Annotated in this window: 13 protein-coding genes and 1 pseudogene; 7 read left to right on the forward strand and 7 right to left on the reverse strand. The window is 67.3% G+C overall.

Annotated features, from left to right (window positions below; all coding sequences use genetic code 11):
* Positions 1–168 precede the first annotated feature (168 nt).
* From KZJ41_RS10795 to KZJ41_RS10805, 3 genes are all read right to left on the reverse strand, one after another.
* Entirely contained in the window at positions 169–1,761 is a 1,593-nt protein-coding gene (locus tag KZJ41_RS10795) for an ISL3 family transposase (protein ID WP_251550749.1), read from the reverse strand.
* Between the two features lie 152 nt (positions 1,762–1,913).
* Positions 1,914–2,753, reverse strand: a complete 840-nt coding sequence (gene istB / locus KZJ41_RS10800) for an IS21-like element helper ATPase IstB (RefSeq protein ID WP_102799626.1) — start codon at positions 2,751–2,753, stop codon at positions 1,914–1,916.
* Positions 2,750–4,105: a helix-turn-helix domain-containing protein gene (locus tag KZJ41_RS10805; protein WP_251550751.1), complete on the reverse strand. Its 1,356-nt coding sequence runs from the start codon at positions 4,103–4,105 to the stop codon at positions 2,750–2,752. The genes istB and KZJ41_RS10805 overlap by 4 nt, the downstream gene beginning before the upstream one ends.
* A 228-nt stretch (positions 4,106–4,333) precedes the next feature.
* On the opposite strand from KZJ41_RS10805, the gene KZJ41_RS10810 reads away from it, so the two are divergent.
* On the forward strand, positions 4,334–5,926 hold the full coding sequence (locus KZJ41_RS10810) for an ISL3 family transposase (protein WP_251550749.1): 1,593 nt from the start codon (positions 4,334–4,336) through the stop codon (positions 5,924–5,926).
* A 317-nt stretch (positions 5,927–6,243) separates the two neighbouring features.
* Here the strand turns inward: KZJ41_RS10810 and KZJ41_RS10815 are convergent, their stop codons facing one another.
* From KZJ41_RS10815 to KZJ41_RS10830, 4 genes and pseudogenes are all read right to left on the reverse strand, one after another.
* Complete coding sequence (locus KZJ41_RS10815) at positions 6,244–9,183, reverse strand: Z1 domain-containing protein (RefSeq protein ID WP_102799698.1); 2,940 nt, start codon at positions 9,181–9,183, stop codon at positions 6,244–6,246.
* Positions 9,180–10,169 carry a PD-(D/E)XK motif protein gene (locus tag KZJ41_RS10820; protein ID WP_102799697.1) on the reverse strand — a complete coding sequence of 330 codons (990 nt, stop codon included), beginning with the start codon at positions 10,167–10,169 and terminating at the stop codon, positions 9,180–9,182. Before KZJ41_RS10820 ends, KZJ41_RS10815 begins: the two co-directional genes overlap by 4 nt.
* Positions 10,162–11,658 carry an ATP-binding protein gene (locus tag KZJ41_RS10825; RefSeq protein WP_102799696.1) on the reverse strand — a complete coding sequence of 499 codons (1,497 nt, stop codon included), beginning with the start codon at positions 11,656–11,658 and terminating at the stop codon, positions 10,162–10,164. The genes KZJ41_RS10820 and KZJ41_RS10825 overlap by 8 nt, the downstream gene beginning before the upstream one ends.
* Before the next feature lie 179 nt (positions 11,659–11,837).
* Positions 11,838–11,991: pseudogene (locus KZJ41_RS10830) on the reverse strand (IS110 family transposase); the annotation flags it as partial.
* A gap of 364 nt (positions 11,992–12,355) precedes the next feature.
* On the opposite strand from KZJ41_RS10830, the gene KZJ41_RS10835 reads away from it, so the two are divergent.
* The 6 genes from KZJ41_RS10835 to KZJ41_RS10860 all read left to right on the forward strand — a co-directional run bounded on the left by KZJ41_RS10835 (position 12,356) and on the right by KZJ41_RS10860 (position 19,429).
* Positions 12,356–13,408 carry a LacI family DNA-binding transcriptional regulator gene (locus tag KZJ41_RS10835; protein ID WP_102799694.1) on the forward strand — a complete coding sequence of 351 codons (1,053 nt, stop codon included), beginning with the start codon at positions 12,356–12,358 and terminating at the stop codon, positions 13,406–13,408.
* A 127-nt stretch (positions 13,409–13,535) separates the two neighbouring features.
* Positions 13,536–14,621, forward strand: coding sequence for a pyrimidine utilization protein A (gene rutA / locus KZJ41_RS10840; RefSeq protein WP_251550753.1), 1,086 nt, complete (start codon positions 13,536–13,538; stop codon positions 14,619–14,621).
* 72 nt (positions 14,622–14,693) lie between these two features.
* Positions 14,694–15,662 (forward strand): carbon-nitrogen hydrolase family protein, encoded by a 969-nt coding sequence (locus tag KZJ41_RS10845; RefSeq protein ID WP_102799699.1) that lies wholly within the window; start codon positions 14,694–14,696, stop codon positions 15,660–15,662.
* On the forward strand, positions 15,659–17,311 hold the full coding sequence (locus KZJ41_RS10850) for an amidase (RefSeq protein WP_251550755.1): 1,653 nt from the start codon (positions 15,659–15,661) through the stop codon (positions 17,309–17,311). The genes KZJ41_RS10845 and KZJ41_RS10850 overlap by 4 nt, the downstream gene beginning before the upstream one ends.
* The gene (locus KZJ41_RS10855; RefSeq protein WP_102799867.1) at positions 17,304–18,794 is read left to right on the forward strand and encodes an MFS transporter; all 1,491 of its coding nucleotides are present in this window, start codon (positions 17,304–17,306) and stop codon (positions 18,792–18,794) included. The genes KZJ41_RS10850 and KZJ41_RS10855 overlap by 8 nt, the downstream gene beginning before the upstream one ends.
* On the forward strand, positions 18,791–19,429 hold the full coding sequence (locus tag KZJ41_RS10860) for an isochorismatase family protein (protein WP_064066746.1): 639 nt from the start codon (positions 18,791–18,793) through the stop codon (positions 19,427–19,429). Before KZJ41_RS10855 ends, KZJ41_RS10860 begins: the two co-directional genes overlap by 4 nt.
* The last annotated feature ends 199 nt before the right edge of the window (positions 19,430–19,628 follow it).

Here is a 19,628-nt window from a genome sequence, read left to right on the forward strand (position 1 = left end):
CTCAAGCGCCGATCCGGCAGCTGAAGCAGATTGTCGCGGGTTTCGTCTCGTTAGTGTGCGAGTTCAGAACCCCGAGTTCCGGTCTAGGCGGCCTGCATGTCGATAAAGTGATGAGGCTCATCGAAAGTGGATCTGGCGCACTTTCCGTGAAGCCTCTGCCACGCTTCACTATTCGAGGTGGACGACGCGCTTCCGCAACAGGTCGAGGTTGGCGCGCCCGTACATCTGTCGCTTGAGCATTTTGATTCTGTTCACGTGCCCTTCGACAGGCCCGGAGTTGTGTTCGAGGGTCAACCCGGCGGTGACGGCATCGAGGTCACGGCGCAGGCCGGCGGCGAAGGACCGCAGGGCCGGTGATCCGGTGGCGTCGACGCTGGTCATCCAGCTGATGAGTTCGAGTCCGCGCCGCTCGACCATGATCTCGGCGAAGCCGCGAACGTGCTCGCGCAGGGCGGTCAGTGCGGGACTGCGTTCGAGGATGTCGGTAAGGCGGCGACTGTCGGCGTCGGTGAGACGGTCGGGTCGAGAGGTCAACCACCCGGTGACCTGCCGGGCGGATGGCGCCGGCGGTGGCGCCGGCCGCGTCCGGTGCGCAACACGCAGTGGTGCCAGGAACCGGCGGACGGTCTTGGCGCTGCCTCGGTAGCCGCGATCGGTGATCTCCGCGGTCAGGCGGGTGGCATCGGTGCACCCCGCGGCGAAGCGGTCACGCAGGTAGGTTTCGTGTTCGCTGAGCAAGGTGGGTCCTGCTATCCGGGTGGTGGTCAGCAGTTCGTCGAGGTCATGGGCGCGGGCGAAGCGGCGGACGGTCTTGCGGTCGAGGCTCAGTTTCCTGCTGATCGCCGAGATCGTCATCCCGTTCGAGACGAGTTGTTGCACGGTGGCGTGCCGTTCCCTGGTGCGGGTGATCAACCGGCCGTCCGGCCACTCGGCATTTGTAGTGCTGGTACCACAGTCGATCTCGTTGGCAGTGGTGTCGGTGGCGACCTCGCCGGGGTCGACGGGTTCGGTCGGTGGGCGAAGATCGCAGCGGTGCCGAACCACGGTGTCCTCGACCGCGCCGACGAGGTTGTGCCACAGGTGCCACCGGTCGGCGACCTGCACCGCATTCGGTGCGCCGACGCGCACGGCTTCGGCGTAGGCCCCCGCCCGGTCGCGACACACCACCTCGGCACCGGGATGCTCCCGCAGCCATGCGGCGACGGTCTCGCTGGTGCGGTCCGGAAGCAGGTCGATCGGCCGGCTCGTGGTCAGATCCACGATCACGGTGCCGTAGACGTGTCCGCGGCGGACGGCGAAGTCATCGATGCCGAGTACGGGCGTGGCGCCGATCGGCCGGTCGGGGATCGCGCGCACCGTTCGCAGCAGGGTGTCGCGGCCGACCGTGATCCCGAGCCTGGCTGCCAGGCGGGCGCCGGCGCGACCGGCCATTGCCAGACCGATCGCCTCGAGCACTGCGTCGAGCACCGTAGTGCGGCGGGCGCACCGTCTCGTCAAACCGGCTATCTGTTCGGCGAATGTAATTGCCTTGCAGTCGGTGTTGAGACAGAAGAATCGGCGCACAGTCAGTACGAGAACGACCGGGCGGGCACCGATTGTCGTGTCGGCCGGTCTGCGTCGGTATCGGGAATGGACCCGGCTCGACGGCGTGTCGCATTTCGGGCACCGTGCTTCGCTGCGGTGAGGGTGGGCGTGGATCCGGATCGTGGATCCGACGAGGCGGACGGCGTCGACAACGACGTCGGTCAGATGCGGCAGCAAGGCCGCCGGGAGCGCAAGGTCACACCATGATGATCTTGGTCTATGCCGAGTCGTCCCTGATCAGGGGCACGTCAGGACCTTCACGGAAAGTGCGCCAGATCCTCGAAAGTGCTCAACTGTGCTCGGTGGAAGTGCCCACCCGTGAGCAGGGTTCACTGTAGCGGTTGCCGGGTGCCGGTGGTGGCCTGTCGGAGCTTTTCGGCTCGGGCGTGGTGGTCGCGCAGGCGGTAGGAGTCGCCGTCGAGATTGAGGACCACGGAGCGGTGCAGGAGCCGGTCGAGCATCGCGGCGGCGACGGTGGTGTCGCCGAGGACCTCGCCCCATTCGCCGACACCGCGGTTGGTGGTGATGACGATCGAGGTTTTCAGATATCGTTGCGCCACAACTTGAAACAACGCGGATGCGGCCTCGCCGGGCAGCGGTAGGTAGCCGAGTTCGTCGATCACCAGCAGCGTGGGTCCGGCGTAGAACCGCATCGTCGTCGCCCATCGGCCCTCGATCGCGGCGCGGTGGCAGCGGGCTGCGAGGTCGGCGGCGGTGGTGAAGTAGGTGCGGTAGCCGGCGTGCGCGGCGGCCCGGGCGAGCCCGACCGACAGGTGTGTCTTGCCGACTCCGGGCGGGCCGATGAGCAGGACGTTCGTCGCGGTTTCGAGGAACCGGCAGGTGCCCAGCTCGGCGATCAGCGCCCGGTCGAGGCCGGGCGCGGCGTCGTAGTCGAAGTCCTCGAGTGAGGCCGGGGTGGGCAGGCACGCGAACCGCAGCCGCCCGGACAGGCGCCTGGCTTCGGTGGCGTCGACCTCGATCGAGAGCAGCTGTTCGAGGGTGGCGGTCATCGACAGGCCCTGTTTCTGCGCCCGGTCGAGGACCGACGGCAGGGCTTCGGCGGCGTCGTGCAGCTTGAGCGTCGCCAGGTGTCCGCGCAGGCGCTGGTAGAGGCTCGTGGCCTGCGGGGTGGTGGCGATGGTGGTGTCGGAGGCGGGCGTGGTGGTCATGCGAGGGTGTTCCTTCCACGGGCAGCGCGCTCGTAGGCGGCCAGGTCGGTGACCGTCGACCGCGCCGTGATCGACGTCGATTCGGAGTCGGTTGTGTTGTTGCGCAATGCTTCTGCCGCAGCGAGGGCGTCGGGTCCGGGTGGGATGCGTTCCTTGCGGCGGTGCGGCCGGCCACCGGTGGCGGCGCCGGCCATCGCGGCCTGTTCGAGGGCGTGGACGTGGCCGTGGTCGCGGACCACGGCGCCGGCCCCGTCCGGAGCCAGGCGGTGCCGGGCGACGGTGATCTGCGAGGCGGTGACGATGTCGATCACCTCGCCGCCGAGGACCCGGGTGACGGCGACCTGCGCCGACGCCAGCTCCGGGGGCACCGAGTAGCGGTTGCCGCGGTAGGGCACCAATGCCTGCCGGGAGACGGTCCGCGGTTCGCGCAGCACCACCGGATACGGGCTCGCCGGCACCGGCGTCAACGGTTCGCGGGCGGCGACGGTCAGCACCGAGGCCTTGCCGTCGGCGGTGGCCCGCAGCCGGGAATCGGCGCGCAGGCTGCAGAACCTGTCCACGCTCGCCTGGGCCTGCTCGACGGTGATCTCGTCCGCCACACTTCGCCACCACCTTTGTGCGGCAGTGTGATGGGCCTTCTCGACCACCCCTTTGCGGTTCCCGGACCGCGGTGGGCAGATCGCGACCGTCACGCCGTAGTGCTTGGCGACGCCGGCGAACGTGGCGGTGACCTTCCCGCTGTCGGGGTGAGCGACCGTGGCCATCCGATCGAACCGCCAGGTGCGGGTCAGGCCGCCGAGCTTGCGACAGACGCGGTCGAGGCCGTCGATCGGATGCGGCTGGGTCATCGCCGGGGCGAGCACCCCGCGCCAGCGTCCCGAATGCGCCAACGAGCCGACCAGCAGATACGCGGTCTTGCCCCAGCCCCACGACGCGGGTGGGTCCGGCAGCTCGACCCAGTCCCACTGGGTTTCCTCCCCCGGCGGGTGCTCGATCACCGCGTTCGGGCGCTCCGTGGCGCCCGCGCAGGATGGGCAGACCGGGCGCAGGTTGCGGGTGCGGATCTGGCGGGTCAGCGTCTGATACGACGCGGTGTAGCCGAGGTCTTCGAGTTCGTCGCACAAGGTCCGCGCCCACAGGTGCGGGTCCTCGCGCAGCCGGGCCGTCACGTAGTCGACGAACGGCTCGAACGGGTCCTCACCGGCCCGTTTGCGCACGCCCGGCGTGGTGACGCCATTGATGTAGTTGCGGATGGTGCGCCGGTTGCGGCCGGTGTGCCGGGCGATCGCCGAGATCGTCCAGCCTCGCTTGTGCAGTGCGTGTATCTCCACATCGTCCTCCCATGTCAACATGAGAAAGCGGGTCTCCTTCGAGGTGCTGGTGCGTGGTCAGAGACCACCAGCATCGAAGGAGACCCGCCCTCATCGGCGGAGCCACACGGGTGAGCACTTACGGTGAGCAGGACTGGGCATTTTCAAGGATCTGGCGCACTTTCCGTGAAGGTCCTGACGTGCCCCTGATCAGGGACGACTCGGCATAGACCAAGATCATCATGGTGTGACCTTGCGCTCCCGGCGGCCTTGCTGCCGCATCTGACCGACGTCGTTGTCGACGCCGTCCGCCTCGTCGGATCCACGATCCGGATCCACGCCCACCCTCACCGCAGCGAAGCACGGTGCCCGAAATGCGACACGCCGTCGAGCCGGGTCCATTCCCGATACCGACGCAGACCGGCCGACACGACAATCGGTGCCCGCCCGGTCGTTCTCGTACTGACTGTGCGCCGATTCTTCTGTCTCAACACCGACTGCAAGGCAATTACATTCGCCGAACAGATAGCCGGTTTGACGAGACGGTGCGCCCGCCGCACTACGGTGCTCGACGCAGTGCTCGAGGCGATCGGTCTGGCAATGGCCGGTCGCGCCGGCGCCCGCCTGGCAGCCAGGCTCGGGATCACGGTCGGCCGCGACACCCTGCTGCGAACGGTGCGCGCGATCCCCGACCGGCCGATCGGCGCCACGCCCGTACTCGGCATCGATGACTTCGCCGTCCGCCGCGGACACGTCTACGGCACCGTGATCGTGGATCTGACCACGAGCCGGCCGATCGACCTGCTTCCGGACCGCACCAGCGAGACCGTCGCCGCATGGCTGCGGGAGCATCCCGGTGCCGAGGTGGTGTGTCGCGACCGGGCGGGGGCCTACGCCGAAGCCGTGCGCGTCGGCGCACCGAATGCGGTGCAGGTCGCCGACCGGTGGCACCTGTGGCACAACCTCGTCGGCGCGGTCGAGGACACCGTGGTTCGGCACCGCTGCGATCTTCGCCCACCGACCGAACCCGTCGACCCCGGCGAGGTCGCCACCGACACCACTGCCAACGAGATCGACTGTGGTACCAGCACTACAAATGCCGAGTGGCCGGACGGCCGGTTGATCACCCGCACCAGGGAACGGCACGCCACCGTGCAACAACTCGTCTCGAACGGGATGACGATCTCGGCGATCAGCAGGAAACTGAGCCTCGACCGCAAGACCGTCCGCCGCTTCGCCCGCGCCCATGACCTCGACGAACTGCTGACCACCACCCGGATAGCAGGACCCACCTTGCTCAGCGAACACGAAACCTACCTGCGTGACCGCTTCGCCGCGGGGTGCACCGATGCCACCCGCCTGACCGCGGAGATCACCGATCGCGGCTACCGAGGCAGCGCCAAGACCGTCCGCCGGTTCCTGGCACCACTGCGTGTTGCGCACCGGACGCGGCCGGCGCCACCGCCGGCGCCATCCGCCCGGCAGGTCACCGGGTGGTTGACCTCTCGACCCGACCGTCTCACCGACGCCGACAGTCGCCGCCTTACCGACATCCTCGAACGCAGTCCCGCACTGACCGCCCTGCGCGAGCACGTTCGCGGCTTCGCCGAGATCATGGTCGAGCGGCGCGGACTCGAACTCATCAGCTGGATGACCAGCGTCGACGCCACCGGATCACCGGCCCTGCGGTCCTTCGCCGCCGGCCTGCGCCGTGACCTCGATGCCGTCACCGCCGGGTTGACCCTCGAACACAACTCCGGGCCTGTCGAAGGGCACGTGAACAGAATCAAAATGCTCAAGCGACAGATGTACGGGCGCGCCAACCTCGACCTGTTGCGGAAGCGCGTCGTCCACCTCGAATAGTGAAGCGTGGCAGAGGCTTCACGGAAAGTGCGCCAGATCCATTTTCAATGAGCGCCATCAAAAGGCCACTCGCCGAGCTTAACCGGAGCTGCTGGTGTGCGAGAACTTTCTCGATCGTGTCGAGACCAGCAGGTCCTAGGCGTGTGTCATCATTCATATTGAGCCAACTTAGGACTCACCGATGTCAGGCCGGATCCAGCGCCTAACGGACGCCCCCGATTTTATGGGACGCATTCGAAAGTCGCGACGACGTACGCATCAGGTGTCCCGCTGCGGCAGCCCAAAGGGACTGTCGTTCAACTGGAGAACCGTCATTCCTACACGTGGTCGGTGTTGTCGACGATAGCCTGCTTCGAGGCTTGCTTGGCTCGGAACCGGACGACCGCCTGCCCGGGCGGGATGACGCTGCTCGGGAGGAACACCCTGAAGCCGAACATGCGGGTGGGATCCGCGCCTTCAGTCGTGTCTTTTACCGCGTAGACGAGGAGGGCGCCCCTTCTGGCCCCTGCGAGATCGCTGAGTCGCGGGTCAGTGTGGGCGTGCCCGGTAGCTATCCTGATCGCTGGCCCCCGGTGCTTGGGGTCCGTAGGCTCGCCCATGAGATTCCCGCGCTCGGTCCGGCGCCTACGCGAAACCACCGCAAACTCTCCTATCGTCCCGAAGTCCTCCTTAGCAATTCCACCCGGCTGTGGAGAGATGACAGCGAAGTCTTCGATCTTGTCCTGGAGTGATTCGAGGAACCGCAGGCGTGGGTCCACGACGCGTTCGCGGTAGTTTTCTAGCCAGATGTGGTTCCGGAGCAGGGCCAGCACGCGCGCGTATGACGCGATGCCGCATCGAGCCTCGAAAGTGTTCGTGAGCGGCTCGGTCTGCAAGAGCTGCCGCGGTGGGCCGAGCTCATTGAGGACCTCCTCCCAGAGAGAGAGGTTCGTCTCCAGCGCAGTCCTATCGATTGGATGGCCGTCGAGTCCGAACTCGGGGTCATGCTGCTGTTCGAGTACGGCGTTGAACATCTTGTTGGTTGCGGTGGGTTTCAGCCAAAAGAGGTGCTGGCTGACCAGGGGTGGGATGTCGATCGGGCGCATCTGCGGTCGGCCGTTGACAAGCTGGGAGTACGACCGCAGCTGCGTCCGAAACTCCTCCTCATCCTGCACGACCGCGTCGAATGCCTCAAGCAGATCGACTCGCTTCGTGCCGAACTTTTCGCTACGACCAATGAATACACGGACCAGATCCCTGTAGCCGTAGCGGAATCCGAACCAGCGTCCGGCTTGGGTAAGCGTGTCGTGCAACCTGGTTACGCGTCGGAAGTAGGTTACGGTGAGGCCCTCGACCGTGAATCCGCGGCTCAGCTTCGTGCCACCGACAAGGACGCGCCACACGCTGCCTTTGTCGAAGTCGAGTTGCTGCTGGTTGGCCTGAAGGTCCGTGTCGCCGTTGACGACGATGACCGGGTTCCCCGCATGTTCCGCGATGCGTGCCACCGCCTGGCCGATGTACGGCTTTAGTGCATCGAACGAGGGCACCGCTGGCACGCCGGCCTCGATCCGGGCGGCGGATACGGGAGCGAGGTCCTTGTCGTAGAGCTTTCGAAGTCTGTTAAGGCCCCTAGGGGTCGTGTATCCGGACTCCCCCCAGAGGGTTTGCACGTCCTGCATCACGTCCTTCTGTACGGCCATATAGACGGATTGGTGGACAAGCATCGTGTGGTGTCGGAAGGATAGTTGGGAATTTTTGTGCGCTCGGAAGAGCTTCACGGCGCCGGTTAGGACGAACATGTCCAATGCATCCTTCAGCTCCTGGAACCGGGCCTCTTGGTCGTCGGCCCGGAGATCGCGGATGAAGGCAGCGCGATTGGACTCGGCGGGATCCAGCTGCGTGGTGGTGGGGTCGAAGTCTTTGTCCACATCGGAGAAGTCGGCCGCTCCCATGTAGCCGAAGGGTCGTTTCAAACCAACGACGAAGTCCTTCGGGAACAGATCTTGGGCATCATCGGGGTCGATGAAGACGTTGGCGAATGGCGTCGCCGTGTAGCCGACGTACTGAGCTCGCGGCATGAGCCCTAGGAGCTCACCGATGCCGCGGTTGATTGCGGTTCTCTTGGCTACCTCTTTGCCTTCCTGTTTCGCCTTCGCGACCTTCTCGGGGTTGACCGTGTTCACCGAGGCCTGGTCTGACTCATCGTCGATGATCAGGACCGGGATGTCCTTGATCGAGTTCCGAACACGCTTCAGGTCTGCGACCAATTTGTCGATGACCCGCGCGTTCTTCTTGATGACGAAGAGTCCGGCTCGTGCTCGGGTGAGGTTCTCCGGTGCGTAGAGCGGAAGATCAGGTTGAATCTTGACGGGCTTAAGTTGGTCTGCTGCTCCGCCCAGTCCTTTGTAGTCGCCGGCTTGCCCGGTGTAGCGGGTGATGGACGGCTGTTGGGCGGTGTCGGGGTCGACGCCGAGGCGCATGAATTTGTACGGCCAGTCCTCATCCAGGCCGTAATCGAATTTGGGATCCGAGCTAACCTCGTCAAGGGTTCCATCGCCGAGGAGGTTCTCGACGCCCACGAGCTCCATGTCCAAACGGCGCTGAGTCTGGTCGCGCAGCAGGTCGATCATGCCCGTTAAGACGATGATGTAGCGATAGCCGGCGTCGATGGCCTTCGCCACGACACCGGTGAAGTTGGCTGTCTTGCCGCTCTGGACATATCCGACTACCAGGCCTTTGCTTTGGAACGCTTCCTTCCGGGTCGGATCCGCGAGACGCTCCAGGATTTGATCACTGGCGTTGTCGAGGTCTTGCACAGCGAGAGCTGGCCACTTCTTGACCTCGAGCAGGTGCCGCTCGTAGGCGTCCCAGTAGAATCGTCCGTGACGACGTTCTGAGATGTACCAGGGATCCCATTCGTCGCTGCTGATGACGATCGTTCCCTCTTCATGGGGCGGGTAGTGCATGGTGAGCCACTCAGACACAGCCTCGGTGACGCCGAGAGACTCGTAGATGCCGCGCCGCCGGTCGATGGTTCCTGGTAGCTGGTCACTCCAGTCAGGATCGATGACAGCGTCCCATCTGGCCAACCTGAGCCCGAAGTTCTGCCTCAAGGGGTCGTTGGGGGAAGCTTGTTGTAGGTGGGCCAGGAGCGAGTCATGCGAGACCTCGCCGCCGCCGTAATCCGAGGCTTCCATCTCGGCACGCTTGAGAAGATCCTTCGGCCGATCCTGCATGGCGCCGAGCGCGGCGAGGTAGGCGTTCACAGGGATAGTCATTCCGATTCCTCTGCGGGTCTCACGAGGCTGTGCAGAACCTCGGGTGTTGACTGTGTCAGCCCTGTGAGGTCCACCAGGTAGCGAAGGTCGACTATCCGGCTGATCTCAGGAATGAACTCGGCCAGGGCCTCTATGTGGATGGCGGGAAAGTTCTCGTCGACGCAGAATGCTGCCGGATGCGTTCTGAGCGTCCACGGCTTCGGATACAGATCAGCGTCTGCCTCCCGGTACCCACCCCTTGCCATCTCGGCCAGGAACGCCGCCGATCGGTGGCCGAGTCGGCTAGCGATTTCGCTGACGAGCTGAGGGAGGCTTCGTCCTTGATCTCCGGCCCCGGTGATCTGAATGGACAGCAAGAAGAGTTGCTTCGATTGCGTCTGCGTCAGTTGTGTCGGGGACGAGATCCAATGTCGCCGTCGCTCGGCGGAAGTCGTCTTCACTTCCAAGTCGAAGTCAGCGAAGGCGAAGTCATGTTCCTCGTCGGAGGGCCCAAGCCATCGGGCCATCGCGGCTTCAGCCCCGGATGTCGTGATGAGATGCTCCAGCACGAGGAGTTCGCCGTAGAGGCCGATCTGGTCCGACTCCGTCATCGCGGTCCGGGTGCTGAGGACGCTGCGGTACAGCCGGAGGACGTCCAGTACCGCCCTGTTGAACGACTGGCCCTCGAGTTGGACACGATCGAGGACCTGGCACAGGAGCGGGTACAGGTCCTCCAGGTGATCGACGGCGGCAACGCTGAACTCATTCCAGTCCTTCCCATTACGGCGCACTCGGGTAGCCGCGACATTCTCGTAGCGCGCACAATTGGGAAGTGGGCCCTCTGCTGGCACCCGGACCGCAAGACGCTTACCGGCCGGGTCGATCACCAGGTACCCGATCGGAGCGCCCTCCACTCTGAGAGTGCCAGGCAGGCCCTCTTCTACGTACCTCTTGACACCCTCGATCCCGAGATGCCGGGAAGCGCCGCCGGCCAACCGGTCAGTCATTGGCTTCAGCCTGAGCCGCGGCGGTAAGAATCGACTGCCAGATCTCGACGTTGTCCTTATCTCTCGGACCGTATGACGAACCCGTGAAGATGTCCTCGACGAGGAGGTAGAGGAGAGCCTTGACGACCGGAACGTCGTTGAGTCCGCCGCGACGCCCAGCCAACAAGGCCTTCCGGTACATGGTGTTGAGCCACAAAGTGTTCTGTGAGCGATCGACCTCGAAGAAGTCGTCACCTGGCAGCCACTTCCACCGGATCTCCATCGGGACACGGCCATCATGTATGGGCAGCTCGCAGGTGATCGCGCGCTTCACGGCGGGAGCCAATCCCGGACCGGGGGGAACGACCTCCTTGCGTCCTCTGTTCCGCTGGTTGCCGACTCGGTAGACGTTCTCGGCGGTCTCCAGGAATTCCGAGAACGTTGTTCCATCAGGTGCCATGGCCCTGCCAACGGCACGGATGAACTCCGGCTTCGGATGGACGGTGCTCTTCTCCATGCTCATCGAGAACAGATCCAGGGCATCGGAGATGTCTACCGCGACTCGGGCCAACTGGAGGCGACGGCTGGGCACGGTCGCTCCCTTCCAGTCACCGCCCTCCAGGAGCCGGTCGTTTCTGTAGAAATAGAAGCCCTGTCGTCGTTCCGGGTTTCCGTCGAGGCGGAAGTCGAGAGCCTCGCTGCGTGCTGGCCAAATGTGAGCATGGATGGGAAGGATCCGCCCCCCGGCCTTGCATTCGAATGTCTTAGGGTACCCGGCCTGGCCGCTTCGGCGATAACCGAACGGATCTACCGGATCGATCGTCTGGGGTGCGCCGGTCTCGCCCGAGTCGGCGTCGAGGACATCCAGGGTGATCGATATTGGGCTCTTCGCCAGTACACGATGTAGCACTAGGCCGAGGTGGGTGCGAAGTTCCTGAAAGGTTCTGGACAGGAAGTCGTCTGTAACGCGACGGTCGTCGGAAGCAGGGAAGGTCCGAATGTGATCCCAGCGCACGATTGTGCCAGCGGATTGCTCGACCGGCGCTGCATCAAGCTCCGATCCGACCTGCTCCGAGTCCAAGACGTCGCACTCGAAATTCTTCGCACCGCTGCGCACCCACCTTCTGCCGACCGGTTTCCCTCCCGCCCGCTTGGACATGACTGTGAGCACGTCGGCTTGGCTGAATGAGGCGGCCTTCAGTCCCATTCCGAAGTGCCCCAGAGCCTGGTCGTCGTATTCACGTCGCTTACCCACCGTCATGGCACGGTCGATGGCCTCATCGTCCATGCCTATGCCGTCATCCGAGACGAGCAGGGAAGACAGGCGTCCCTCGACCTCGACGAAACGTACACAGATGTTGGTAGCCTTCGCGTCGATGGCGTTGTCGACGAGATCAGCGATCGCCGAGGTCAACTTGTGACTGAGTCCGATGGCCTCAAGCACATCGGGATCCGGTGGCAATACACTTTTGCCGACAGCATCGATCGTCGTGCGCCATCCTGAGATCATCCACCCACCCCCTTGTGTCGGCTCCCGCACTGTTGGCGTCTGTAAGGGCACCCTAGATGGCAAGTCAGCGTTCGCGTCAAGGAACTATCGTAAGACTGCGAACCATCGTAAGACTGCGCGCGAAGCAACGGAGTGGCCTCGATCTGGCTGGTGCCCCTCTGACTTCTGGCAAGCCGCCGAGGGAGTGGGGTGTTACAGAGGGTTATGTTCTCGAGCATGGCGTAGAGGACATCGCAACGCTGCCGTATGAGCCAGATTTGGTCGGCGTTGTGCTTCTTGCCGTCGGCGCGCTTGCGGTCGCAGCACATTGCTGGTCGGGTCGTACAACACGGCAACGCAGTCGGGAATTGGGGCCATTATTCCCTGATCGGCAACCTCCTCCAGACCGAGCCGACCCTGCTGGCCGGCCCGCTTGTCGGCGAGGACGGGCGGATGCTCATAACCCCGGCAGTTCGTCGCCCGTCAGCTCCGCAGTGAGCAGCGCGCCGACAACACCCCGGACGGTCTGAACATTGACCTGACGGCCGAGATGATGGTCCGGATCTCGGCGTAGTTTCTGACGGTGCCCGGCGACGTGGTTGACATCGACGACAACGAGCAACCGGTGGCGCTCGCGCGGCAGTTCATCGTGCCGATGGTGGAACGGGTCGACGAGTAGGGCGCGCCGCGGAGGCCTGCGTATACCTAGAATCCGTGCGTGGGCAACAAGTCGGTCACCAGCTACGACGTCGCACGCGCCGCAGGCGTGTCGCAGTCGACGGTGTCCCGTGCCCTCCGGGGCGACCCGCGCGTCATCGAGGAGACCCGCGAGCGCATCCAGGCCCTGGCGAAGGAGATGGGGTACGTCCCGCACATCACGGCGCGGAGTCTGATCACGCGGCGGTCGTCGTCGATCGCGGTGGTCAGTGGTGATCTGCGGAATCCGTCGTATCCGACGTTGGTGAACACGCTGCAGGACCGGTTTGCGCAGCACGACTATCGGGTGCTGCTGATGAGCGACCGGACCGAGGGGTCGCTGGAGAAGGACATCCTGGCGCTGCGGGGCGGGCTGGTGGACGGGGTCGTGTTCATCTCGGCCCGGCTGGACTCACCCATCGTGTCGGAGATGATCGACTGGAAGATCCCGCTGGTGATCCTCAACCGCGACGTCGACGGCAGCCAGGCCGGCCGGGTGGACCGGGTGACGTCGGACAACGTCGGTGGGGGCCGGCTCGTCGCGGACCATCTGATCGAGATGGGGCACCGGCGCATCGGGCTGATCTCCGGCCCCCTGGAGAACGCGAGCGTGAAGCTGCGCGAGGCCGGCTTCCGGGAAGGCCTCGACAGGCACGGCCATCCGTTGGACGAGACGCTCGTTCACCGTGGCGCGGTGGACGCGAAGACCGGCTTCGAGGGCGGCATGGAGCTGCTGAGCCGGCCGGACCGGCCGACAGCCGTGTTCTGCGCGACGGACTACATGGCTTACGGCACCCTCGACGCCACCAAACGCCTGGGCCTGCTCGTGCCCGACGACGTGTCGATCGTCGGCTACAACGACCTCGACGCGTCGGGTTGGTCGATGTTCGACCTGACGACGGTGCGCCAGCCCCTCGAGGACATGGCCTCGGCCGCCGCCGAACTGCTGCTCGCGCGGATCGACGGCGCGGCGGGTGCGCCGGTGCACCGGAACTTCGGGGTGGAATGGGTGCAGCGGGGGAGTGCGGCTCCCATCGGCCAAGTGGGACGTGCGCAGTCCGTCAAAGATCGTTAACCGGGGCAACAAGTCCGTTACCCACGAGCTCCGATCCGGCAATAACCCCTGAATACATTCGAAGTCATAGCGAGCAGGGCAACGTTGCCCCACCGCTTCTTCGAATCCCCGCAGCTTCAGGAGCGACATGGAAATCGGCGTCTTCATCCCCATCGGCAACAACGGCTGGCTCATCTCCAAGAGCGCGCCGCAGTACATGCCGTCGTTCGAGCTCAACAAGACGATCGTGCAGAAGGCCGAGAAGCACGGCCTCGACTTCGCCCTGTCGATGATCAAGCTCAAGGGCTTCGGCGGCGAGACCGAGTTCTGGGATCACAACCTCGAGTCGTTCACTCTCATGGCCGGCCTCGCGGCCGTCACCGAGAAGATCAAGCTGTTCGCCTCCACCCCGATCCTCACCCTCCCGCCGGCCATGGTCGCCCGCATGGCGTCGACCATCGACTCGATCGCCCCCGGCCGCTTCGGCGTCAACATCGTGACCGGTTGGGCGCCCAACGAATACACGCAGATGGGCCTGTGGCCGGGCGAGGAGTACTTCGGCTACCGCTACCAGCAGGCCACCGAATACGTGACCGTCATGCGGCAGTTGTGGGCCGACGGCGTCAGCAACTTCAAGGGCGAGCACTACACGATGGACGAGTGCGTCCTCTCGCCGAGCCCCACCGGCGGCGCCGTGCCGATCGTCGCGGCCGGACAGTCCAAGAGCGGCATGAAGTTCGCCTCCGAGATGGCCGACTTCAACTTCATCATGGGCACCGGCATCAACACGCCCACCGCGATCTCCGACGCCACCGCCACCCTCGTCGAGGCGGCGAACAAGACGGGCCGCGACGTCGGCGCCCTGACGCTGTTCATGATCATCGCCGACGAGACCGACGAAGCGGCCCAGGCGAAGTGGCAGGACTACCACGACAACGCCGACCTCGCCGCCCTCGGCTACATGGCCGACCAGTCCGCTGCCGACGCCACCGCCGACGACGCCTCGACCGCCAAGACCATCTCCCTGCCCGAGGGCGCGGTGAACTTCAACATGGGCACCCTCGTCGGCTCGTACGAGACCGTCGCGAAGCTGCTCGACGAGGTCGCCGAGATCGAGGGCATCAAGGGCATCATGCTCACCTTCGACGACTTCGTCGAGGGCATCGAGAACTTCGGTACCCGCATCCAGCCGCTGATGAAGAGCCGCACCACCGTTCAGGCCGAAGCCGCCTGACCCCGAGCGGCGGGTGGGGGCGCGTGCACCGATCCGCGCCCCCACCCGCCACCCCACACCGGAGGTTCCCTCTTGCATCCGCGCACCCTCGACGTCGCGATCGTCCAGGCCGGCGAACTCACCGAGGACCTCCTCGGCAACCTGGCCCGGCTCGCCGCCCTCGTCCGCACCGCCGCCGCACCCGACGCGACCGGCGCCGTCCCCGACCTGGTGGTGCTGCCCGAACTGATCACCACCCCCTACTTCTGCACCAGCCACGACGTGGACCGCACCCCCTGGGCGCAGACCGTCCCCGGCGAGGCCACCATGCTGTTCGGCGACCTCGCCCGCGAACTCGGCTGCGCCGTCGCCTTCGGCATGTACGAGCGCAGCGAGCACGACGTCACCCACAACTCCGTCGTGCTCGTCGACCCGGCCGGCGAGGTCGTCACCTGGCGCACCCCCGACGGCGGCGCAGTGCCCGCCTATCGCAAGCTCTCGCTGCCCGCAAGCAAGGTCGGCGGCGTCGACATCGACGAGAAGTACCACTTCGCACCCGGCCAGGCCCCGGCGACCGCCGACCTGTTCGGCACCCGCTTCGGCTGCGTCATCTGCTACGACCGCACCTTCCCCGAATACTGGGCCGTCGCCCGCGCGCTCGGCGCCGAGGTGATGCTCGCGATCGTCTCGTCCCTCGGCACCCGCGAAGACCTGTTCCTCGCCGAGCTGCAGACCCGCGCCCTCGAATCGCAGATGTGGATCGTTGCCGCCAACCGGGCCGGGCCGGAAACCCTCAACGGCGTGACCGTCGACTACTTCGGCCTCTCGTGCGTCATCGCCCCGAACGGCGAGATCGTCGCGCAGGCACCCGCGCACCGGGCGGGGGAGACGCTGCGCTTCACCCTCGACCTCGACGCCGTCCCGGCCGTGCGCGCGGCCTTCCCGCTCGCCCGCGACCGTCGCCCCGACGTGCTGCGCCTGCTCGCCGACCTCACCGCCGGCACCCTCCGGCCCGCGCCGCTGCCCCGGCCCAGTGCCCTGCCGCTGGAGGTGAGCGGGTGACCACCACCGACTATCCCGACCTCACCGCCGCCGCGGCCACCACCGTCGACGACCTGCTGCCGCAGGCCCGCGCGGACATGGCACCCCTGCTCGAGACCTCCCGGCTCGCGCCGCTGCCGCCCGCACCCGACGCGCCGGCCGCCGAGCCCGCCCACTCCGTCGCCCTGCTCGCCGCGAGCCCCGTCCCGGCCCCGCCCCTCCCTGCCTCGGCGCATCGCGCGCGCACCGGCGCGGCGCTGCACGACCTCGGCGTGCTCGACCTGCTCGCCGCCTACGCCGCCGGCACCACCACGCCCACCGCGGTGCTCGCCGCGCTGCGCGCCCGCTGGGCCGCCCCGGCGCTCGTGGGCGGGGCGATCCTCGCCGTCGTCGACGGCGCCGACGAGGCCGCCGCCGACGCCACCCGTCGCTGGTGCGACGGTACCGCCCGCCCGCTCGAGGGCGTCTTCTTCGGCGTCAAGGACATCATCGACGTCGCCGGCGCGCCCGTCACCGCGGGCTCGCACACCACCGGCGACCGCGTCGCCGTCACCGACGCCACGGCCGTCGCCCGGCTGCGCGCCGCCGGCGCCATCCCCGTCCTGATCACCGCGACCACCGAATTCGCCTGCGGCGCCCCGCGCAACGCCCGCTACGGCGCCGTCACCAACCCGTGGGACCGCAGCCGCTGGACCGGCGGCTCGTCGACCGGCTCGGCCGGCGCCCTCGCCGCGCGCCTCGTTCCCCTCGCCCTCGGCACCGACACCGGCGGCTCGATCCGTGTGCCCAGCGCCCTGTGCAACCTCACCGGCATCAAGCCCACCTACGGGCTCGTCCCGCGCACGGGCGTCGCGTCGCTGTCGTGGACCCTCGACCACATCGGGCCGATGGCGCGCTCCGCCGCCGACCTGCGCGTCGTCCTCGACGTCCTCGCCGGGCCCGACGACCTCGACCCCGCCGCGGCCCCGGACGCGGTGGCGCGGCAGGTGCAGGCCGGCCTCGCGGACCCCGGCACGTCCGGCGCGCCGTCGCTGGCCGGGGTGCGGCTCGGCGTCCCCACCACGTGGTTCACCGAACTGTGCGACGCGGGCGTGCTGGCCGCGTGGGAGGCGGCGATCGCCGCGCTGCGGGGCCTGGGCGCCGAGGTGGTGCCCGTCGACATCCCCGACGCCCACCGCCTGCACGACGACGTCACCATCGTGCTCACCTGCGAGCTCGCCGCCAACCAGGAGGGCGCGCTGGAGCGGTTCGCGCGGTACGACATCGGCACCCAGGTGCGTATCGCGCGTGGGCTGGTGCCGTCGGCGGTGGACTACCTGCGTTCGCTGCGCCGCCGCGCCGGCGCCCAGCGCGCGACGGTGCAGGCGTTCGACGCCGCCGGGATCGACGCGTTCGTCACCCCGGGCATCGGGGCGACGGCCGCGCGGCTGTCGGACGTCACCGTCGAGATCGACGGCGTGCGCCACCCCATGCAGTCGATAGTCGGCCGCAACACCGGCCTGTTCGACTACCTCGGCCTGCCCGCGGTGATGGCGCCCGCCGGTTTCGTCGACGGCCTGCCCGTCGGCGTGCAGATCGTGGGCCGGCCGTGGGTCGACGACACGTGCCTGCGCCTGACGCAGGCGCTGCAGACCGTCACCGACGTCCACGAGCGTCGCGCCGATGGATAGCGTTGCCGCACAGCATCATCCGCATCCGTGGCGGGTGTTCGCGGCCACCAGTATCGGCGTGGTCGCGGTGTTCCTCAGCATCAGCGGCCTCACCGTCGCGCTGCCCACCGTCACCCGCGAGCTGGGTGCCTCGGCGGCGCAGTCGACGTGGATCCTGTTGGGCTACATGCTCGTCACCACCGCGCTGATCCTCGTCTTCGGCCGGCTCGCCGACATCGTCGGCCGTCGCCCGTTGTATCTGGCGGGGCTGGCGGTGTTCACGGTCGCGACCGGGCTGTGCATGCTCGCGCCGTCCGCCGGGTGGCTGATCGCGGCGCGGGTGCTGCAGGGCGTCGGGGCGGCGGCCGTCGTCACCAACAACACGGCGCTGCTCACCGACACCTTCCCGCCGCACAGCCTGGGCCGTGCCCTCGGCTGGAACGCGACCGTCGCGGCCGTCGCGCAGGTCGTCGGGCCGGTGATCGGCGGTGCAGCAACGGCCGCGTTCGGCTGGCGCGGGCTGTTCGTCGTCGTGCTGCCGGTGGGGGTGCTCGCGATCACGTCGTCGCTGCTGGTGATCCCGCGTGGCACCCGCCGTCGCATCGAGCGTGAGCCGTTCGACCTGGCGGGAGCGGTGCTGTCGACCGCGCTGCTGACCGCCGTCGTGCTGGCGCTGACACCGGGGGTGACGTCGTCGCCGTGGTTGCCGTGGGCGTGCGGCGCCGCGAGCCTGGTGCTCGGCGCGGTATTCGCGGCGGTGCAGATCCGTCGCGCCCACCCGCTGGTGGACCTGACGCTGTTCCGCAACCGCGGCATCGCGCTCGTCCTCGTGGCGGTGCTCGTCAACGCCGTCGCCACCTACGCGGTGACGCTGCTCGTGTCGCTGTACGGGCAGGCGGTGGGCGGGATCTCGGCCGTCGCGGCCGGGTTGCTGGTGATGCCCGTCGCGGTGGGCACCGTCGTCGCGGCCGCCGCCGCGGGCTCGCTGATGCTGCGCTTCACCCCGCGCACGCTGACCGCCACGGGCATGGCGCTCAACGCCGTCGGGCTGCTCGGCGTCACCCTGATGCTCTCGCCGGACGGCGGATCGCTCGGGGCGACGGCGCCGTTCCTGTTCGTCCTCGGCTGCGGCACCGGCCTGTTCATGACCCCGAGCACCAGCGCGCTGATGCTCACCGCGCCTGCGGAACGTCGCGGGATCGCCAACGGGCTGCGCTCGACGCTGCAGAACGTCGGCTACCTGCTCAGCACCGCGCTGGCGCTGGCCGTCGCGACCGTCGGGCTCAGCGCCACCGCGCGGCAGGCCGCGTACGGCGGCACCCTCGGCACGCTCGGCAGCGCCGAGCTGGCGCGGTTCGTCGACAACGTCCGCGCGGTGGGTCTCGCGCTCACCGTCGTCGCCGCCGCGGGCGTCGCCGTGTGCCTGGCCTTCCCGCGACGGAACGCCGCGCCCGCCGCCGTGCGTCCCCTCGAGCCCGTCACGACCCTGAAGGACATCGCATGACCCTCGCCGACCGCACCACCCAGGCGGCCGACTACGCCCGCGCCGGCTTCGGGCAGGAACTTCAGCCCGGCACTCGCCCGGCCCTGATCGTCGTCGACCCGGCCCGCGCCTACATCGACCCGGACTGCCCGCTCTACGCCGGGGTGGAGGAGAACGTCGCGGCGATGCGCACGCTGCTCGCCGACGCCCGCGCCGCCGGCATCCCCGTCGTGATCACCGAGGTGCGGCTGCGCGCCGACGGCGCCGACGCCGGGGTGTTCTTCAAGAAGTCGGGCACGCTCGTCGCGTTCTGCGAGGGCAGCCCGTACGGGGAGCTCATCGACGGCCTCGAGCCGACGTGTGCCGAGCTGCTCGTGACGAAGAAGTACGCGAGCGCGTTCTTCGGGACGTCGCTGAATTCGTACCTGACGTCGCTCGGGGTGGACACTGTCCTCATCGCCGGCCTGTCCACGAGCGGCTGCGTGCGCGCGACGACCCTCGACGCGATGCAGCACGGCTACATTCCCATCGTCGTGGAAGACGCCGTGGGCGACCGGGATCCGGCCATCCACCACTCGAACCTGTTCGACATGCAGCAGAAGATGGCCGAGGTCTGGCCGCTGACCCGCGCCCAGTCCTACCTCGCCCGTGCGTGATTCCGGTAGCTCTGGCTACCAGAAACGCGCACGGGCGGCGAAGCCGCACGGCAGTTAACACGAACGAACCAACGGTGTTGCCGGTCGCAACACGGCACCCGATACATTCGAAGTCATCGACCGCATCGGCCGGCCCCGCAACGACGCGCCCCCGCCTCTCGTCGAATCCCGCCTCTCGTCGAATCCCGCCTCTCGTCGA

This window comes from Rhodococcus sp. 11-3 (assembly GCF_023704055.1).
Taxonomy (GTDB): domain Bacteria; phylum Actinomycetota; class Actinomycetes; order Mycobacteriales; family Mycobacteriaceae; genus Rhodococcus; species Rhodococcus aetherivorans.

Bases quoted from the DNA above. Each gene is read 5' to 3' on its own strand.
- KZJ41_RS10815 (WP_102799698.1), bottom strand. From the start codon at position 9,183: ATGACTATCCCTGTGAACGCCTACCTCGCCGCGCTCGGCGCCATGCAG.
- KZJ41_RS10855 (WP_102799867.1), top strand. From the start codon at position 17,304: ATGGATAGCGTTGCCGCACAGCATCATCCGCATCCGTGGCGGGTGTTC.
- KZJ41_RS10860 (WP_064066746.1), top strand. From the start codon at position 18,791: ATGACCCTCGCCGACCGCACCACCCAGGCGGCCGACTACGCCCGCGCC.
- istB (WP_102799626.1), bottom strand. From the start codon at position 2,753: ATGACCACCACGCCCGCCTCCGACACCACCATCGCCACCACCCCGCAG.
- KZJ41_RS10820 (WP_102799697.1), bottom strand. From the start codon at position 10,169: ATGACTGACCGGTTGGCCGGCGGCGCTTCCCGGCATCTCGGGATCGAG.
- KZJ41_RS10805 (WP_251550751.1), bottom strand. From the start codon at position 4,105: ATGTTGACATGGGAGGACGATGTGGAGATACACGCACTGCACAAGCGA.
- rutA (WP_251550753.1), top strand. From the start codon at position 13,536: ATGGAAATCGGCGTCTTCATCCCCATCGGCAACAACGGCTGGCTCATC.
- KZJ41_RS10825 (WP_102799696.1), bottom strand. From the start codon at position 11,658: ATGATCTCAGGATGGCGCACGACGATCGATGCTGTCGGCAAAAGTGTA.